Consider the following 16,537-nt stretch of genomic DNA (forward strand, 5'->3'; position numbering starts at 1 on the left):
AAAAGAAGGCGGGAATGTGCTTGCCAATTATTTGATAATGGATTATCATTTGCGAGTGATAAACCTCCGCTCGACTCTTTTGACTTCTGGTTTGGCGGTGACGCTGTTCAGTGGCGCTCAGGCTGCGCCCCTGCAAGTCAGCGCCAGCAATACCTTGGTCGCCGATTGGGTGGGGGCCATCGGCGGCGATCGGCTCAGCATCAACACCCTGATTCCGGCCAACGCCGACCCGCACGAGTACCAGCCCAGTACCCGCGACATCGCCGCACTGAGCAGCAGTAAAACCCTGTTTGTCAGCGGAGCGGGCTTGGAACAGTGGCTGCCCAAACTGCGCGGCGCGGCCAGCGGAGTGAAGGTGGTCGAACTCGCCAAAGCCAGCGGCGTCAAGTTGCGGCAAGCCGACGGCGGGACTGACCCGCATATGTGGTGGAATCCGGCGAACGTGGAGCAGTTTGTCAAATTGATCGCCGCCACGCTGACTCAGCTTGATCCGGCGGGCAAAACCGTCTACGCCAAAAACCTGAGCGCTTACCAGCAGCAACTCACCGCGCTGGACGCTTACGCCAAGCAGCAGTTTGCCAGCTTGCCTGCCGCGAGGCGCATCTTGGTGACCAACCACGATTCGCAGGGCTACCTCGCAGACCGGTATGGCCTCAAAATTGTCGGCAACGTCATTCCGGGCCTCAGCAGCGAGCGCCAGCCCAGCGCCAAGGAACTTGCTGGACTGGTGGACGGCATCCGCAGGAGCGGCGCACCGGCCATCTTCACCGAAAACACCGTCAATCCGCGCCTGGCCCAGACCATCAGCGGGGAAACCGGCGTCAAAATTGCCCCGCCGCTGTATACCGACGCGCTGGGGCCAAAAGGCAGCGCGGGCGAAACCTATTTGAAGGCGTTCAAGCAAAATGTCAGGGTGATTGTGGGGGCTTTGAAGTGAGTACTGTGGAGGACAGAGGGCGGACACTGAACGGAGCATTTGCCTTGCCCATCCACCAAGAAGCGAGGGTGAACTGAGCCGATGAACAGCGGCCCGCTTCCCTTTCCGCAAGTCACAAACCAGCAACCAGAAGCGCGCTCTCCCCTCGTTCAGGTCAGCCACCTGACGCTCAGTTACGGCTCCCAAATCGCCCTCGAAGACGCCAGCCTGAGCATTCGGGCAGGCGAGTTCACCGCCATCATCGGGCCAAACGGAGCGGGCAAGAGCAGCCTGCTCAAGGCGCTGGTGGGCCTCGCCGCGCCGAGTTCGGGCACCATTACTTTTGCGCCGGAGTTGGGCCGCCCGCAAACTGCCGTCGCTTACGTGCCGCAGCAGCAAACGCTGGACTGGGGCTTTCCGGTAACGGTCTGGGACACCGCCATGATGGGCCGCACCGCCCGGTTGGGCTGGGGCCGCTGGCCGGGCCGCGCCGACCGCGAGCGGGTGAGTGAGGCGCTGCAAAAGGCGGGCGTCTACGATCTTAAAGACCGGCACATCGGGGCGCTGTCGGGCGGGCAGCGCCAAAGGGTTTTGCTGGCGAGAATGCTGACCCGCGACGCCCGTTTGCTGCTGCTTGACGAGCCGCTGACCGGCGTGGACGCCGCGACGCAAGAACGGATCATGGCGCTGCTGAGGGTGCAGGCCGACGAAGGCCGCGCCGTGGTGATGGTCACGCACGATTTGGAGGCCGCTGCCGCCGCCTGCGATCACCTGGTGCTGGTCAACCGCCGGGTGGTGGCGCAGGGCAGGCCCGAAGTGGTTTACACTCCGCAGAATGTGGAAGCGACCTTCAGCAGCAGTCATCTGGGACACACCCATGCCCACGCCTAAGCCATTCAGATGGACTTTCTAGAACCCTTCCACTACGCCTTCTTTTTGCGCGGCCTGCTCGGCGTGGCGCTGGTCAGCGTGCTGTGCGCCATGATCGGCACCTGGGTGGTCTTGCGCGGGCTGTCGTACATCGGCGACGCCATGAGCCACGCGGTACTGCCGGGCATCGTGGGCGCGTTTTTGCTGCGGGGCAACTTGCTGCTGGGCGCACTCGCCGCCGCCATCATCACGGCGCTGGGCATTGGCGCGGTCGGGCGCAGAAGCGGCCTCAAACAAGACAGCGCCATCGGGATCGTGTTTGTGGGCATGTTCGCGCTGGGCTTGGTGATGCTCTCGCGTGCGCCAACGTACACCAACGATCTCGCCAATTTCCTGATCGGCAACCCGCTGGGCGTCACGGCCAGCGACTTGTGGAGCACCCTGATTGCCACCTTAGTGGTGGGAGGCGTGCTGACCTTCATTCAAAAAGAACTGCTGCTGGTCAGCTTTGACCCCACCGAAGCGCGGGCGGTGGGCCTGCCGGTGGGTCGGCTGAATAACTTGCTGCTGATTCTGATCGGCCTGGTGGTCGTCCTGACGGTGCAACTGGTCGGCACCACGCTCAGCGTCAGCTTGCTGATTACTTCATCGGCCACCGCCCGCCTGCGTTCGCGCAGTTTGCGCGGCATGATGCTGGCCGCCGCCGTCATTGGCGCACTCTGCGGCACGCTGGGCTTGTATCTGTCGTACTTTTTAGACACCGCGCCGGGGCCGACTATCGTTTTGGTCAATACCTTGACATTTTTGCTGGCCTTGCCATTTCGGAGAAAAGAAGGCCTGTAACTTGAGAACAAAGTAAAAAGGGGAAGGCCAGCACATTTAAATGCTGGCCTTCCCCTTTTTGAAGAACCACAAGCCATCTTACTTCATGGCTTTGCCGATGTAATCCCACATCGCTTTCATTTCAGGTGGCATCTGACGCTGATAGGCAGCATTGAGGTTGCTCTTGATGTCTTGGCGGCCTCCGGTGAACTCGGCCACCAAACCTTGCCAATGCTCAGCCAAGGCTTTGACTTTGGGATCGCTCGGATCGGTGCCTTTTTCCATTTCCACCAAGACAGAGCTCATCAGTTCGGGCCAAGCGTTTTCGACTTCTCCGATGCGCTCCTTGCCAACGATCTCGGCCCTCTCTTTGATGTAGGCCACCTGCTCGGCGTCAAATGGAACTTCTTTATCACCGCCCAATCCGCGAGCGACGTCCATCATTTGATCTACTTTTTGCTTGATGTCTTCAGTCATTTTAATCACCTCTAGAAGTTGTGCGCCGCTCGTGTGCTGCAAATCGGTGAGTTGCCTCAACCGCCCCAGCAAGCGGGTCTGTTCGCTGAGTTGCCGCTCCATGAAGCGGATATGGCGCTCGATAATGAGTTGCGGCGTCCGCGAATCTGCTTTCTGCGCCGGATCATCCAAGATCACCCGAATATCAGCCAAACTCAGCCCCAAGGCCTTGAGACTTTGAATTTGAAGCAAGCGGGCAAAGTCAGTCTGGGAGTACAAGCGGTGCTCACTCTCGGTGCGCTGGCTGGGCGAGAGTAAACCCACCGCGTCATAGTGGCGCAGCGTCCGGATGGTCAGCCCTGTGGCCTTGGCGAGTTCACCGATTTTGAGTTGCACTTGCTTATCTCGTAACAGAATCTCCTCCCAAAACAAGCCTAAAACCTGCCGTTACGTCCGGTGCAAGTAGGCCACATGGCTTAGCTTCGTATTAGGAATGCCCATAGTCCAGCGCCTCGGCCAAGCCCACTTCAAATCCGGCATTAGCAGACAAGCCCAGCGGCGGATACCCCCACTCACGGGCGGCGGCGTCACCGTAAAAGCAGGCCAAACAGGTGGGTTGATGGGTGCTGGCAAGGTGCGGCGCAAGCACGGCGTGGGAGTAGGCGAGGTCGCTCAGGTCAAGGGTGAGGGTGCGCCCAGCCGCCGCCGCGACTCTCCCTTCTTGGCGCAGCATCTCGGCCAGGTTGAGCGGGTCGCCGTGCTGGGCAACGTAGACGGCGCGGTGGGCAGCTTCGGCAACGAGGCGGCGCAAGGTCGTCAGATTCGGCGCGTCGCTGGCCCACATTTGGATGCTCAGCCAACCCGTTTTGGCAAGCGTGCGGCCCACTTCAAACCGCGCCGCGTCGTTGATGACACGGTTCGTCCAGCCGCCGCCCAGATCGTCGAGCAAAGCCAGCCCAACTTTGACAGACCGAGGGAAAGGTATGGCCTCAAAGCGGGCGTTGGCAACGACCAGTTCTGCGCGGGCCGCATCTTCCGCGCCGAGGGCCAGCCATTCTTCCAGCACCGCCAGAACTGCTTCCCTCGCTACCGGATTGGCACTCACCAGCGGCGGTAAAGCGACCTCTACTGCGTTTTGGGCACCGGCCACCACCGCGCTCAGGTACGCCTGAAACCGCTCCGGGCCAAGTGGAATCCGGTACACCCAGCGCAAGATGGGCAGGATCGGCACAAATTCAAAACGCATCTGCTCAGCTTAAATCCACCGCGTTGCCTTTCGCGCACACGGCAAACCGCTCTTATCTCCCCCGCAGCCGCCGCTCCTGCTGACGCATCGGCATGGTGTCCACCAAAGCCAGCACCGTTTTGAGGGCGGGCGGCGCAGCGTAACGGGCTTTGACGCCGCCGTCTTTACCGATCAGGGCATCGGGGCCGTACTGCTGGGCGACTGTGCCGGTGAGGTCGGCCAGCAGCGTCAGGGTCAACGCCTGTGGGCCGTTCAAGCGGGCGTCACCTGAGGTCAGCAGCGCCACCACCCGCAGATCACGGACTTGAAGCGCCACATTTTGCCGCCGAACTTCAGCCAAATACGCCGCAGACGGCTGCGATACGATCAACAAGCGCTCGCGGCCGAGATGGTCTTTGAGCGCCCAGAGCTGGCCCGCCGCGTCTTGCAGCACGAAAGCGGGCGCTGCCGCCGCTGCACCGGACGCCGCAACACTCAGCGCCACCGCCTTCAAGATGTCCATTTCCCAAGCCTGCCGCTCCCAAGCCGCGCCGCCCGTCAGCCGCCTTACAGTGTGATTTTGGTTCACGCTCCAGCGCCGCCCCTTGACCCCCCCGCCCGTCTGCGTCAAACTACCCCTTAGCGTTGATCCGCCAAGAGTAGGCCGGGAAACTTGACCCAAGAGCGAGCCTGAGACGGTGAAAGTCAGGCGGGCAAGCGCGGTACGAAAGGCAGGCGGGGAGCGCGGGCACACCAAGCCCGACAACTTCAATGAAGTGCCCTGAGGAAGAGTGGCTTGCCTAGGCGAGTCCGTTCACGAGGACTCCGCAGGGAACTGGGGTGGAACCGCGCAGACCCAACTTGCGCCCCCAGACGGAGACAGGCCCAAGCTGCCGCCGTCTGGGGGCGCTGTTTTGGCTTACTAACACTCAGTTCAAAAAGGAGAACGTATGCCCGCAACCTCAATGGAAGAACTGGTCAGCTTGTGCAAACGCCGGGGCTTTATTTTTCAAGGCTCGGAAATCTATGGCGGCCTGCAAGGCTTTTACGATTACGGCCCGCTCGGCGTGGAACTCAAGAACAACATCAAAGCGGCGTGGTGGAGAAGCAACGTCTACGAACGCGATGACATGGAGGGCCTGGATTCCAGCATCATCATGCACCGCTTGGTGCTGCGCCACTCCGGCCACGAAGCCACTTTTAGCGACCCGATGGTCGACAACAAAAAGAACAACAAGCGCTACCGCCTCGACCACCTCGTCAAAGACCAGAAAGCCGAAGTGCAGGCAAAGGTCGCCGCGCACATGGGCGTAGACCCCGAGAACTTCCCCGCATTGGTCGCCGCACTGAACGCCGAACCCGCCAAGGCCAGCGAAGCCCTGCGCACATCAGGCGTGCGCGACGCTTTTTCTGGCGAGGTGGGCGACTGGACGGAACCCAAGCCCTTTAACATGATGTTCAAAACCACCATCGGGCCGGTGGCCGACGAGGAAAGCTACGGCTACCTGCGCCCCGAAACCGCACAGGGCATTTTTACCAACTTCAAAAACGTGGTGGACTCCACCTCGCGCCGCTTGCCGTTCGGCATTGCCCAGATCGGTAAGGCCTTCAGAAACGAAATCACGCCGCGCAACTTTATCTTTCGGGTGCGCGAACTCGAACAAATGGAGATTGAATTCTTTTGTACCCCCGGCACCGATGAAGACTGGCACGCCCATTGGCTCGAAAAACGCCTGAGTTGGTGGGAAGCGCAGGGTGTTCCGCGCAGCAAAATTGAGATTCTGGACGTGCCTAAAGAAGACCTGGCCCACTACTCCAAGCGCACTTATGACTTGATGTACGATTACCCGACGTTGGGCCACGAAGAGATTGAAGGCATTGCCAATCGCTCCGATTACGATTTAGGCAGCCACACCAAATCACAGGCCGAACTGAATTTGGTGGCCAGCGTCTCTGAGAACAACGATTCTATTGCCAAATTGACCATTCCACACCCAGAAACCAACAAACCCGTTGTGCCGTTTGTGATTGAGCCGTCGGCAGGTGTTGACCGTGCGCTCTTGGCAGTTCTGAGCGAGGCGTTCACCAAAGAAACGCTTGAGAACGGCAATGAACGCATCGTGCTGAAGTTCAAGCCGCACCTCGCACCGATTAAAGTGGCCGTCATTCCATTGGCCCGCAACAAACCCGAATTGGTCGAACTGGCCCGCCAAATTAAAAACGATCTCCAGAAATTGGGCCTGGGCCGGATTCTTCTTGAAGACAGCGGCAACATCGGCAAGGCTTACCGCCGCCACGATGAAGTCGGCACGCCGTACTGCATCACCGTGGACTTCGATACTCTGGGCCAAAGCAATGAGGATTCAGATATCAGTTTGAAAGACACCGTAACCGTGCGTGACCGCGACACCTTGCAGCAAGAACGGCTCAAGATCAGTGAGCTGGCAGGATGGATTCAGGCTAAGCTGAAATAAGTCGATAGACAAACCGGCGACTTCACTCTAACAAAAAACGTTAAACTCTACTTCTCCCCTTATAATTTGGGGAGATTTTTTATTTTCTACCCACAATAATCCTCTTCAGCCTCTGTTCACAACGGACTCATTGTATGGCGGCGTACTTAGGAGTCGGGCCTAGTTTATTAAGCTCGGGCCAGTAAAAGCCAAAGAGAAGTTCCATCGGAGAGCCAGAGGTTCTTCTTACGTCAAGTCGTCGTTTGTTTGGCCTATATCTATGACTTAGCCAGCTTCGGCAACGAGACGCCGCTTTTACATCAAAGGAGTTTCTCATGTTGAAAAGAACTGCACTACTGACGTCTGCCCTGCTGCTGATTCCTTCCGCTCTCGCTGGCGGCGGCGCGGGAATGCCGCCCCGAAACAGCATTGCTGGCATCGTGGCCAACGATCCCAACTTCAGCACGCTGCTGGCGGCGGTACAGGCGGCGGGCTTGACCCAGACGCTCAGCACCGGCGGGCCGTTCACGGTGTTCGCGCCGACCAACGCGGCTTTCGCCAAAGTGCCCGCCGATCAGCTCAATGCCCTGCTCAACGATCCGGCCAAGCTCAAGGCCGTGCTGCTCTATCACGTCGTGCCAGGCCGCGTGATGGCCTCGCAAGTGATTAAAATGACCAGTGCACCCACCGCTGAAGGATCCAGCCTCAAGATCATGGTGAACGGCGGCACGGTGATGGTCAACGACGCCACCGTGACCAAGACCGACATCATGGCCAGCAACGGCGTGATTCACGTCATCGATACGGTGTTGCTGCCCAAGTAAGACGGGCAACATACTTGCGGGAGAAGGGGGGCGAAATCGCCTCTGCTTTTCCCGCTTTTCGTTGAGGTTGAGCCACCCGCAGAGGAAAACATGTGAAAAAACCATTCGCCGCCTGGCCACTCACCGCGCTCGGCGTGTTCGGCTTGAGCTTGGCGCTGAGCGCTCCGAGCGCGGGACAGTCTGGGCAGATTTTTCAACTCCAAGTCACCGCTCCCGAACCGCTGCTGGTGGGTGGTCAAGTTACGCGGCCCCTGGTGAACCGCGCCTTTGAACTGCGCCTCAGTGCCGAGCAGGTGGCGGCTCTGCGAAAAGGCGAATTGTCCAGCGCAGCCCTCAAGAAGGTCTACCGGCAGATCGAAACCCGCACGCCCAAAAATGCCTTTTTCCAACAGGTGGGCGGCAAGTGGGCGGCGCAAGGCCAGACCGGCTGGCAAGTGGAGCGCACAGCGACCCAAAGAGCTCTTCAAAAAGCGGCTCAGCAGCGGCAATCAAACGTGCCCGTCTCACTGACCCTTCAAGCTCCCCCGCGCAGTGTGAGGGTGCTGCAAGAGCGCGGAGTGGTGGCGCATGTGGTGACAGGCACCTCCAGCTTTGTGGGCAGCCCCGACTTCCGCGTTCACAATATCCGGGTGGGCAGTGCCAAACTCAATGGCAGTTGGCTGGAGCGAGGCGCTGTTTTCAACTTCAATGCCAAGCTGGGCAACATTTCATCGGCCAGCGGCTTTGTGCCCGGCTACATCATTTCCGGCGGCAGTCTGGCGCTGGAAGACGGCGGCGGCGTGTGCCAGATCAGCACCACCCTCTTTCGGGCGGCATATTTGGCGGGTCTGCCTCTGGTGGAGCGGCACGCCCACTCGCACCAAGTCGCTTATTACGATCCACCGGGGTTTGAAGCCACCGTCTATGCTCCGTCCAAGAATCTGCGTTTTCGCAACGACACCGCCGCCCCGCTGCTGATTCAGGCGAGCTGGGATCTCAAGGCCCAGACGCTGCGCTTTGATTTCTTCGGAGCGGCCCCAGACCGCCGCGTGCAGGTGTCCGCGCCCAAGCTGAGCGACCGCAAACCGGCCAGCAACCCAACCTACATGGCCGATCCCAAGCTCAAAGCTGGTGAGATTGAACGCGTTGACCTGCCCGCTTCGGGCGTACGGGTGGCTATTGTACGGACGATTACGCGCATAGGTAAAGACACAGGTAAGGCCGAACAAACCGATGTCCTCAGAAGCACTTACCGGCCTTGGGGCGGCACCTTCGCCGTCTCCCCAAGCGACAAGCGGCTGAGACGCTGAGAAGGTCAGCGCTTTAGAGTGTTAGCACGTCGTAGCCGGTCGGCGTGACCACCAAGGTGTGTTCGAATTGAGCGCTGGGCTTACCGTCTGCCGTCACCACTGTCCAGCCGTCGGCCAGCAGTTTGGTTTCGGGGCGGCCCATATTGATCATCGGCTCGATGGTAAACACCATTCCGGCGCTGATTTTCATACCGGTTCCGGCGCGGCCCACATGCGGCACGGTGGGGTCTTCATGCAGTCGGTAGCCGACGCCGTGGCCGGTGTACTCGCGCACCACCGAGAAGCCGCGCGGCTCGGCGGTGGCCTGAATCATCGCGCCGATGTCGCCGAGCCGTGCGCCGGGCTTGACCACTTCCAGCGCCGCGCTGAGGCTGGCTCTGGTGGCGTCCACCAGCTTTTGAACATTGGGGGCCACCGCGCCCACCGTGTAGGTGTAGCAGGCGTCGCCGTAGACTCCATTCATCTTGACGCCGATATCAACGCCGATGATGTCGCCCTCTCGCAGCTTGCGCGGCGTGGGAATCCCGTGACAGATCACCTCGTTGACTGAAGCGCAGATGGTACCGGGAAACGGATTGTTGCGCGGGCCGTAGCCGACATACGCCGGTATAGCTCCATGTGACCGGATGAAGTCCTCAGCCATCTTGTCGAGGTCTTGGAGGCTGGCACCCGGCACCACGTAAGGCTCCAATACTCGGAACGTCTCCGCGACGAGCGCCCCCGCGCGGCGCATCAGTTCTATTTCGCGGGCGGATTTGAGGGCAACTTTGCTCATAACGGATCAAGTTAGCACGCTCCCCAAGGCTCGGCGCGGCCCTCTTCACCTTTGATTTGGGCTTGGCAACCGCCAAAGTTACCGAATCAACCGTAAGGCTTGCAAACGTGCACGGTGCCGCGTGAGTTTAGACTCGGAAAGACGAGCGTAAGAGCCGGAGCAGTAACCCAGAATAGGAGTACAGCCGCAAAGTAAATCCAAAGCCACTACGGACTGCGTATATCTAGAGAAGAGCGCTTGACCCACTGGCTAGACCGAACGAGGAGAGATCATGACCAAATTGCCCCCCGAACAGACCCCCAAAAGCGCTGAGAGCGAAAAGACCCCCAATCCCCGCCGCGAATTTCTGCGCAGCGCTGGCCTGTTTACCGGCACGGTAGCGGCCCTCGGCGGCGGCTTGGAACTTCTCAGCCGCAAGCCCGGCGCGGAAGCTCAGGCGTTGCCTGATTTGATCGGCCAGGCCAAGCGCCCGCTGGGGCCGTACGACACCAAAGACGCGGTGACGCCTTACGAGCAGGCCACTACCTACAACAACTTCTACGAGTTCGGCACCGACAAAGCCGACCCCGCCCGCATGGCCGCCAGCCTTAAGACCCGCCCCTGGACCGTCAAACTCGACGGCGAAGTCAAGAAAGCGCAGACAGTAGACATCGACACCTTGCAGTCGTGGTTTCCCTTGGAAGACCGGATTTACCGGATGCGCTGCGTGGAAGGCTGGTCAATGGTGATGCCTTGGTTGGGCTTTCCGCTGGCTGGCCTGATTCGCCGGATGGATCCTACTGGCAAAGCCAAGTATGTGCAGTTCACTTCACTGCTCGACACCAAGCAGTTTCCGGGCCAGCGCTCCAGCGTGCTGACCTGGCCTTACGTGGAAGCTTTGCGGATTGACGAAGCCCTCAACCCGCTGGCGTTTATGGCGGTGGGCCTGAACGGTCGGGCCTTGCCCGGTCAAAACGGCGCTCCGCTGCGGCTGGTGGTGCCGTGGAAATACGGCTTCAAAAGCATCAAGTCTGTCGTGCGGATTACCCTCACCGAAAAGCAGCCCAAAACCACCTGGAGCATCGCCGCGCCCGACGAGTACGGCTTTTACGCCAACGTCAATCCCAAAGTGGATCACCCACGCTGGAGTCAGGCCACCGAGCGCCGCATCGGTGAACTGGGCCGCCGCCCCACCCTGCCGTTTAACGGCTACGCCGATCAAGTCGCCTCGCTGTATTCGGGCCTCGACTTGAAGAAGAACTTCTAGCGTCATGTCAAAAGCCACTCCCTCCCCCACCAATTCCGGCGCGGCCACTGCGGCCAGACCCGTGCCACGCCGCAAAGTCAGTAAATTCGGCGGCCTCGGCCCCGGTATCGTGGTGGGCGGCCTGGTGCCGATGGCAGTGATGCTCTGGGACGCCCAGACCGGAGCGCTGGGAGCCAATCCGGTGCAGCGCTTACAACTGCAAACCGGCGTGCTCTCGCTGGTGCTGCTGATTCTCTCGCTGGCTGCCACTCCGCTAAGGCTCGTCACCGGCTGGACATGGCCCGCCCGCGTCCGCAAAGCGCTGGGGCTGCTGGCCTTTTTGTACGCCACTTTACACGTGCTGGTGTATCTGGTGGACAAGGGCATTCTCAATGGCAGTTTTGGCATCGCCACCGTCGTGGACGACGTATTGAAGCGACCCTTTATCACGGTGGGCTTTGCGGCGTGGCTGCTGCTGATTCCCCTGGCACTGACCAGTTTCAAGGATTCAGTCAAGAAGCTCGGCTTTGCCCGCTGGACGACGCTGCACAAACTGGTGTATTTCGTGGTGGCACTGGGGGTGGTGCATTACTGGTGGGGCGTCAAGAAAGACCACACCGAGCCGCTGATTTACGGCTTGGTGGCGGCCATGCTGCTGGCGCTTCGGGTCATTTTCAAGGACTTCAGGAGTAAGAAGAAAGCCGGCGGCGCGGGGAAAACGGCGACACCCTGAAACTGAAGTTCGGGTAGGCGGCGTGGGCGAAAGCTTGCGCCACTTTTGTTGTTGATGTTCCCACGGGCCCCTTATACGTATTCCGGCCATTCCGTTATCTTTCGAAAAAACACCGAAAGCTAACTCCATTCTGGAATACGTACTTTTTCCTACTCCCGCTGTCTTGGTCAGAGCGGCACCTCTCGGGCCTGACCGCTGGTCGGGTTTCGCAGTTATTGCATAACTGTTCAACCGGAATCCGTATTACCCCAGCACTTCCCGCAGCCGCGCCACGTTTCCAAACCAAACTTCGCCCCCTTCGGTGTTCGTCCAGAATTCCGACAAATCCGAGTCGGGGCCAGCCACACGGCCCAGCGCTTCACCGGCCAGCTCGCGCATCGGCTCTAGCTCACCGGTCTGCAAGCCCGAAAGCCAGTCGCGCAGAGCAGCGTCGAAGATGGTGGCCGTGTCGCCGCTGAGGTGGGCGGCCAGAGTCTCGGCGGCGGCGACGGCCCTCGCACCTTCTTCCTCGGCCACGAAGTCGGTGTCGGGGTCGAGAACGACTTCGTAAGCTTCCTGAAGCGCAAACGTGCCGTCTTCCAAAACTTCCCCGATAAACATTTTGGCCGCGTCGTTGTCGAAGGCGGCAGTTCCCCAAGTGTTCATGCGGTAAGGTTAACGCAAGTCGCCGGTAAGTTGGTCACAGCCCAGATCAGTTCCCGTAAAGCACGAATTCACTGGTGTTCTTGGTACCCGGCACCGTTCTTGAAATCATCCCGACGTATTTGCCGCTGCTGTTGCCGTAGACCACGGTTTCCATATCGCGCCAGTTTTGAACCGTGAACTGCTTGAAGTTTTGCTGCTGAAAACCCAAAGCGCGGGTCTGGTAAATACTGTCGTGAAACGTCGAAACCCAGTTGGCCACCCGGTAATACTCGACCCATTTTACATTGTATCCAGCTTTTTTACTTTGAATCAGAAAATCCTGTTTGAAGCGTTGTGCGGCAGCGTCGCAAAACTGAACGACAGAAGCGCCGCCGCCACCTTTTGGATAAGAAATTTTGACCTGTCCATTAAAACTGAGCGAGGGCCGAGCAACACATTGAGCGCTCCCGACAGAAGTTGCCAACGCGGCGACAGCAGCGAGCAGAATCAAACGGTTCATAATGTCCTCCCTGAGCAAAGGTGATGAAACTCAGCCTAAGAGAGACAACATGAGAACAAGCCGTATTTGTATCTGTTTTTGTTTATTGAGTCAGATCACGGCGCACACCTGATGAGCTTTAGCTTCTGATGGGCGAAGTCAATCGGCACAAGTTTATATACAGGTGTGGAGTGTTATTTGGTTATACGCCCGCTTTTTCGCTCACTCCGTACCGCTGCTCGACATACGCTTCCATCAGTTCCTGAAACTCCTCAGCGATACGGGGGCCCCGCAGAGTGGTCAGCAGTTTGCCGTCCTGATACACCGGAGCGCGGGGATCTTCGCCGGTGCCGGGCAGCGAGATGCCGATATTGGCGTGCTTGCTTTCGCCGGGGCCGTTGACGATGCAGCCCATCACCGCCACCTGCATCTCTTCGACGCCGGCATATTTGGTCTTCCAAGTTGGCATGGTGTCGCGGATGTAGTCCTGAATCTTCTGGGCCAGTTCCTGAAAGAAAATAGACGTGGTGCGCCCGCAGCCGGGGCAACTCGTCACCTGCGGCAAAAACTGCCGAATCCCCAAACTCTGCAAAATCTGCTGGGCCACTTCGACTTCCAGCTTGCGGCTGGCTCCAGGTTCGGGCGTCAGGCTGACCCGGATGGTGTCGCCGATGCCTTCCGTCAGCAGCGGCGCAAGGGCCACACTGGACGCCACGATGCCCTTCATGCCCATGCCCGCTTCGGTCAGGCCCAGATGCAGCGGGTAATCGCACTCGGCGGCGAGCTGCCGGTAAACTTGCCACAGCTCAGGAGCGCTGGACACCTTGACCGAAATCAGGATCTTGTCGTGGGCCAACCCCAGTTCCTCGGCGTAGTGGGCGCTCTCCAAAGCCGACACCACCATCGCGTCGATCATCACGTCGGTGCCGGATTTGGGACTGCCTTTGCTGGCATTGGCGTCCATCAAGCGGGCCAACACCTGCTGATCAAGGCTGCCCCAGTTGACGCCGATACGAACCGGCTTATCAAATTCCTTGGCGACTTCGATCATGGTGGCAAAATTGGCGTCGTGGTGCTGGCCCGCGCCGACGTTGCCGGGGTTGATGCGGTACTTGGACAGCAGCCGCGCCGTTTCAGGAAACTCGCGCAGCAGAATATGGCCGTTGTAATGAAAGTCGCCGACAATCGGCACGCTCAGGCCCACTTCCGAGAGGCGCGAGATCACTTCCGGCACGGCGGCGGCGGCCTCGCGGGTGTTGACCGTCACGCGCACCAACTCAGACCCGGCGCGGGCGAGTTGGGCGACTTGAATGGCGGTGGCCTCGGCGTTGGCGGTGTCGGTGTTGGTCATGCTCTGCACCGCCACCGGATGCTCAGAGCCGATCAGCACGCCGCCCACGTTGGCGGTGACGGTACGGCGGCGTTTGGGAGAAGAAAGCGTCATGCACTCAGTTTAGAGCGCTTGGGGCAGGGCAAATGGCAGGAGGGCTTACGGGCCGCCGGCGGCCTATCTGGCGAAGGTAACGCCGCACCATGCCCTTTTGGCGACCTTGAGTTATACTGCCCTCAGAAAGTCCTCGTTGGCGGGGGTGGGTGAGGTGACCCACCCTCTCTTGATGAGGGAGGTGGTGAGACGCCCGCAAAAGCGCGGGAATACAACTTATGACAACACGAATAACAACCCAGCCCAGTAAAACCCAGTCCGACAACCTAACGCGCATCGCCGAGCAGGCCCTCAGCCCACTGGGGCTGGAAGTGCTGGAAGTCCAACTTCAAAATGCCTCGGGGCGCAGTCCCATTTTGCTGATCCGAATTGACCGTCTAGACGAGCAACCGGTGTCAGTAGAAGACTTGACGTTAGGCAGCCGCACCATCGGCGCGGCGCTCGACGAACTCGATCCGATCAAAGACGAGTACCGCTTGGAACTGGAATCGCCCGGCTCGAAGCGCCCGCTGCTTCGTGCCCGCCACTTTGAGCGGATGCTGGGCCTGCTGACCCGCGTGCGCGGCGACGGCCACGCTTTTACCGCGGCGATCAAGGCGGTGAACGGCGACCAAGTCACCTTTGACGTGCTGGGCCAAGACGTGACGCTGAGCGCCGGAACCTTTCAGGCCAACTTGGCCGAGTTTCCAGCCGAACACCGCTAAGTCTTAGCACCTGCGGCCCAGAACAAAGTCAATTTCAACGAAAGAAAAGAAGAAAGAAGGAAGTGAGATGACCCAACCAGAAGTGAATTTTGCCGAAGCGCTGCGCGACGTGGCGGCGGCCCGCAATATCAACGAGCTGCAACTGATCGAGGCCTTTGAAGAATCGCTGGCCCAGGCTTACAAGCGCAACGTCGAACCCGATAAGCGCATTGAAGTTCACCTCGATCCCGACACGGGCGACCTCGAAGTGTTGGTCGTGCGCGAAGTCGTCGAGAAAGTGGACGACGAAAACCTCCAGATTTCTTTGGCCGACGCCCTAGAACTCGACCCTGACGTGGAACTCGGCATGGAAATGGAGTTTCCGGTCAGCAGCGATCAGTTCAGCCGCATCGCCCTGCAAGCCGCCAAGCAGACCCTGACCCAGAAAATGCGCGAAACCGAGCGCAACGTGGTCTACAACGAATACAAAGACAAAGAAGGCCAGGTTATCAACGCGACGGTGGTCCGAATGGACAACAAGCAAAATTACTTCGTCGAACTCGGTTCCGGCGAAGCGATTATGCCGCCCCGCGAGCAGATTCCCGGCGAGCGGCTGCTCAACGGCAACCGCGTCAAGGTCTACCTCAAAGAAGTCCGCAAGACGCCCAAAGGCCCCACCATCTTGGCCAGCCGCGCCGACGAGAGACTGCTCGATTACCTGCTGCGCCAAGAAATCCCCGAGATTGCCAACAATGTCGTGGAAGTCAAAGCGATTGCCCGCGAAGCCGGTCAGCGCAGCAAAGTGGCGGTTTACAGCAACAATTCCAACGTTGATCCGATCGGGGCCTGCATCGGGCACCGGGGCAACCGCATTCAGGCGGTCACCGGCGAGTTGGGCCGCGAGCGGGTGGACGTGATTTTGTGGGACGCCAACACCCGCGAATTTATCCGGAATGCGCTCTCCCCGGCCAAAGTGGGCCTGATCGAGGTCAGCAATGACCGCAGCGAGGCCACTGTAACCGTCACGCCGGATCAGCTCTCGCTGGCAATCGGTAAGGGTGGGCAAAATGTTCGGCTGGCCGCCAAACTGACCGGTTACAAAATTGATCTGCGCGAAACGCAGGCGATCAGCGACCTCGACGCGGCCATGCAGCAGGCCATGCAAGAAGGCGAGGCGGGCCGCGAGGTCAGCAGCAGCCAGCAAGCCGCCTTCGACGCGCTGTTTCGTGACAGCCGCTCGGTGGCCACCGCCTCGCCCGACGACGAGGGCGGACAGGAGTAAGCCGAGTGAACGTGCCCGCCAGCGTCCAATTCACCACCGCTCCATCAGTCGCCCGGCACGTGCCGGAGCGCAGTTGCGTGGCCTGCCGCAAAAAGCGCCCTCAGGGCGAGTTCGTGCGGCTGATTCACGCGGGGGCAGGCTGGACGCTGGCGGGCAAGCACAAAGCAGGCCAGCTTCTATCCGGCCGGGGCGCTTACGTCTGCGCGGATACGCCGGGCTGCTGGGCCGAGAAGCGGCTGAGGCGGGCCTTCGGCGCTCAAGCAGCCAGCCTCAGCCTCCTCCTTCAAACCCAATCCCATCCTCAAGCTCAAGAACTCCACCCAGCGAATCTATGAATTAATACCCCTTCCTTTTCTTTTTGCTGCCCTGCCCATCTCTGAATCAACCGTGCAGGCAGTCAACTCACCCGGAGGTGAG

General features: G+C 59.8%; 18 protein-coding genes. 11 read left to right on the forward strand and 7 right to left on the reverse strand.

The genetic code is table 11. From position 1 onward, the window contains the following. Nucleotides 1-55: 55 nt before the first annotated feature. The 3 genes from EHF33_RS05395 (at nt 56) to EHF33_RS05405 (ending at nt 2,629) form a co-directional block, all read left to right on the forward strand. Nucleotides 56-937, forward strand: coding sequence for a metal ABC transporter solute-binding protein, Zn/Mn family (locus EHF33_RS05395; protein WP_338135033.1), 882 nt, complete (start codon nt 56-58; stop codon nt 935-937). An 81-nt stretch (nt 938-1,018) separates the two neighbouring features. Beyond that, a complete protein-coding gene (locus EHF33_RS05400) occupies nt 1,019-1,807 on the forward strand; it encodes a metal ABC transporter ATP-binding protein (protein WP_124868580.1) in 789 nt (262 codons plus the stop codon). A gap of 9 nt (nt 1,808-1,816) precedes the next feature. Continuing rightward, nucleotides 1,817-2,629 (forward strand): metal ABC transporter permease, encoded by an 813-nt coding sequence (locus EHF33_RS05405; RefSeq protein ID WP_124868582.1) that lies wholly within the window; start codon nt 1,817-1,819, stop codon nt 2,627-2,629. 78 nt (nt 2,630-2,707) lie between these two features. On the opposite strand, the gene EHF33_RS05410 is transcribed toward EHF33_RS05405, so the two are convergent. The 3 genes from EHF33_RS05410 to EHF33_RS05420 all read right to left on the reverse strand — a co-directional run bounded on the left by EHF33_RS05410 (nt 2,708) and on the right by EHF33_RS05420 (nt 4,878). Next, entirely contained in the window at nt 2,708-3,460 is a 753-nt protein-coding gene (locus EHF33_RS05410) for a MerR family transcriptional regulator (RefSeq protein ID WP_164473413.1), read from the reverse strand. A 91-nt stretch (nt 3,461-3,551) separates the two neighbouring features. Next, entirely contained in the window at nt 3,552-4,310 is a 759-nt protein-coding gene (locus EHF33_RS05415; RefSeq protein ID WP_124868586.1) for a hypothetical protein, read from the reverse strand. 52 nt (nt 4,311-4,362) lie between these two features. Continuing rightward, complete coding sequence (locus EHF33_RS05420; protein WP_241191274.1) at nt 4,363-4,878, reverse strand: DUF4174 domain-containing protein; 516 nt, start codon at nt 4,876-4,878, stop codon at nt 4,363-4,365. A gap of 361 nt (nt 4,879-5,239) precedes the next feature. On the opposite strand from EHF33_RS05420, the gene EHF33_RS05425 reads away from it, so the two are divergent. The 3 genes from EHF33_RS05425 to EHF33_RS05435 all read left to right on the forward strand — a co-directional run bounded on the left by EHF33_RS05425 (nt 5,240) and on the right by EHF33_RS05435 (nt 8,855). Then, nucleotides 5,240-6,763 (forward strand): glycine--tRNA ligase, encoded by a 1,524-nt coding sequence (locus EHF33_RS05425; protein WP_124868588.1) that lies wholly within the window; start codon nt 5,240-5,242, stop codon nt 6,761-6,763. Nucleotides 6,764-7,077: 314 nt separating this feature from the next. After that, nucleotides 7,078-7,566, forward strand: a complete 489-nt coding sequence (locus EHF33_RS05430) for a fasciclin domain-containing protein (protein WP_124868590.1) — start codon at nt 7,078-7,080, stop codon at nt 7,564-7,566. Between the two features lie 92 nt (nt 7,567-7,658). Next, nucleotides 7,659-8,855, forward strand: coding sequence for a VanW family protein (locus tag EHF33_RS05435; protein WP_241191275.1), 1,197 nt, complete (start codon nt 7,659-7,661; stop codon nt 8,853-8,855). Between the two features lie 13 nt (nt 8,856-8,868). Here EHF33_RS05435 and map read toward each other — a convergent pair whose 3' ends face one another. Continuing rightward, the gene (gene map / locus EHF33_RS05440; protein ID WP_124868592.1) at nt 8,869-9,630 is read right to left on the reverse strand and encodes a type I methionyl aminopeptidase; all 762 of its coding nucleotides are present in this window, start codon (nt 9,628-9,630) and stop codon (nt 8,869-8,871) included. A 271-nt stretch (nt 9,631-9,901) separates the two neighbouring features. Here map and msrP point away from each other — a divergent pair, with 271 nt between their 5' ends. Beyond that, a complete protein-coding gene (msrP, locus tag EHF33_RS05445; protein WP_124868594.1) occupies nt 9,902-10,876 on the forward strand; it encodes a protein-methionine-sulfoxide reductase catalytic subunit MsrP in 975 nt (324 codons plus the stop codon). A gap of 4 nt (nt 10,877-10,880) precedes the next feature. Continuing rightward, entirely contained in the window at nt 10,881-11,588 is a 708-nt protein-coding gene (locus EHF33_RS05450; RefSeq protein ID WP_124868596.1) for a protein-methionine-sulfoxide reductase heme-binding subunit MsrQ, read from the forward strand. Nucleotides 11,589-11,831: 243 nt separating this feature from the next. Here EHF33_RS05450 and EHF33_RS05455 read toward each other — a convergent pair whose 3' ends face one another. The 3 genes from EHF33_RS05455 to ispG all read right to left on the reverse strand — a co-directional run bounded on the left by EHF33_RS05455 (nt 11,832) and on the right by ispG (nt 14,155). Then, entirely contained in the window at nt 11,832-12,233 is a 402-nt protein-coding gene (locus tag EHF33_RS05455; RefSeq protein ID WP_124868598.1) for a DUF4259 domain-containing protein, read from the reverse strand. Nucleotides 12,234-12,279: 46 nt separating this feature from the next. Further along, nucleotides 12,280-12,723 (reverse strand): hypothetical protein, encoded by a 444-nt coding sequence (locus tag EHF33_RS05460; RefSeq protein ID WP_124868600.1) that lies wholly within the window; start codon nt 12,721-12,723, stop codon nt 12,280-12,282. A 190-nt stretch (nt 12,724-12,913) separates the two neighbouring features. Continuing rightward, a complete protein-coding gene (ispG, locus tag EHF33_RS05465) occupies nt 12,914-14,155 on the reverse strand; it encodes a flavodoxin-dependent (E)-4-hydroxy-3-methylbut-2-enyl-diphosphate synthase (protein ID WP_124868602.1) in 1,242 nt (413 codons plus the stop codon). 218 nt (nt 14,156-14,373) lie between these two features. Here ispG and rimP point away from each other — a divergent pair, with 218 nt between their 5' ends. The 3 genes from rimP (at nt 14,374) to EHF33_RS05480 (ending at nt 16,455) form a co-directional block, all read left to right on the forward strand. Then, a complete protein-coding gene (gene rimP, locus EHF33_RS05470) occupies nt 14,374-14,859 on the forward strand; it encodes a ribosome maturation factor RimP (RefSeq protein WP_124868604.1) in 486 nt (161 codons plus the stop codon). Between the two features lie 67 nt (nt 14,860-14,926). Further along, nucleotides 14,927-16,120 carry a transcription termination factor NusA gene (gene nusA, locus EHF33_RS05475; RefSeq protein ID WP_124868606.1) on the forward strand — a complete coding sequence of 398 codons (1,194 nt, stop codon included), beginning with the start codon at nt 14,927-14,929 and terminating at the stop codon, nt 16,118-16,120. A 5-nt stretch (nt 16,121-16,125) separates the two neighbouring features. After that, complete coding sequence (locus EHF33_RS05480; RefSeq protein WP_241191276.1) at nt 16,126-16,455, forward strand: YlxR family protein; 330 nt, start codon at nt 16,126-16,128, stop codon at nt 16,453-16,455. Nucleotides 16,456-16,537: the final 82 nt, after the last annotated feature.

The sequence above is a fragment of the Deinococcus psychrotolerans genome (assembly GCF_003860465.1).
GTDB classification, from domain to species: Bacteria; Deinococcota; Deinococci; order Deinococcales; family Deinococcaceae; genus Deinococcus; species Deinococcus psychrotolerans.

Excerpts from the sequence above, each read along its gene's own strand:
- EHF33_RS05400 (WP_124868580.1), top strand. The coding sequence starts at position 1,019 with ATGAACAGCGGCCCGCTTCCCTTTCCGCAAGTCACAAACCAGCAACCA.
- EHF33_RS05405 (WP_124868582.1), top strand. The coding sequence starts at position 1,817 with ATGGACTTTCTAGAACCCTTCCACTACGCCTTCTTTTTGCGCGGCCTG.
- EHF33_RS05415 (WP_124868586.1), bottom strand. The coding sequence starts at position 4,310 with ATGCGTTTTGAATTTGTGCCGATCCTGCCCATCTTGCGCTGGGTGTAC.
- EHF33_RS05425 (WP_124868588.1), top strand. The coding sequence starts at position 5,240 with ATGCCCGCAACCTCAATGGAAGAACTGGTCAGCTTGTGCAAACGCCGG.
- EHF33_RS05430 (WP_124868590.1), top strand. The coding sequence starts at position 7,078 with ATGTTGAAAAGAACTGCACTACTGACGTCTGCCCTGCTGCTGATTCCT.
- map (WP_124868592.1), bottom strand. The coding sequence starts at position 9,630 with ATGAGCAAAGTTGCCCTCAAATCCGCCCGCGAAATAGAACTGATGCGC.
- msrP (WP_124868594.1), top strand. The coding sequence starts at position 9,902 with ATGACCAAATTGCCCCCCGAACAGACCCCCAAAAGCGCTGAGAGCGAA.
- EHF33_RS05450 (WP_124868596.1), top strand. The coding sequence starts at position 10,881 with ATGTCAAAAGCCACTCCCTCCCCCACCAATTCCGGCGCGGCCACTGCG.
- EHF33_RS05455 (WP_124868598.1), bottom strand. The coding sequence starts at position 12,233 with ATGAACACTTGGGGAACTGCCGCCTTCGACAACGACGCGGCCAAAATG.
- ispG (WP_124868602.1), bottom strand. The coding sequence starts at position 14,155 with ATGACGCTTTCTTCTCCCAAACGCCGCCGTACCGTCACCGCCAACGTG.
- rimP (WP_124868604.1), top strand. The coding sequence starts at position 14,374 with ATGACAACACGAATAACAACCCAGCCCAGTAAAACCCAGTCCGACAAC.
- nusA (WP_124868606.1), top strand. The coding sequence starts at position 14,927 with ATGACCCAACCAGAAGTGAATTTTGCCGAAGCGCTGCGCGACGTGGCG.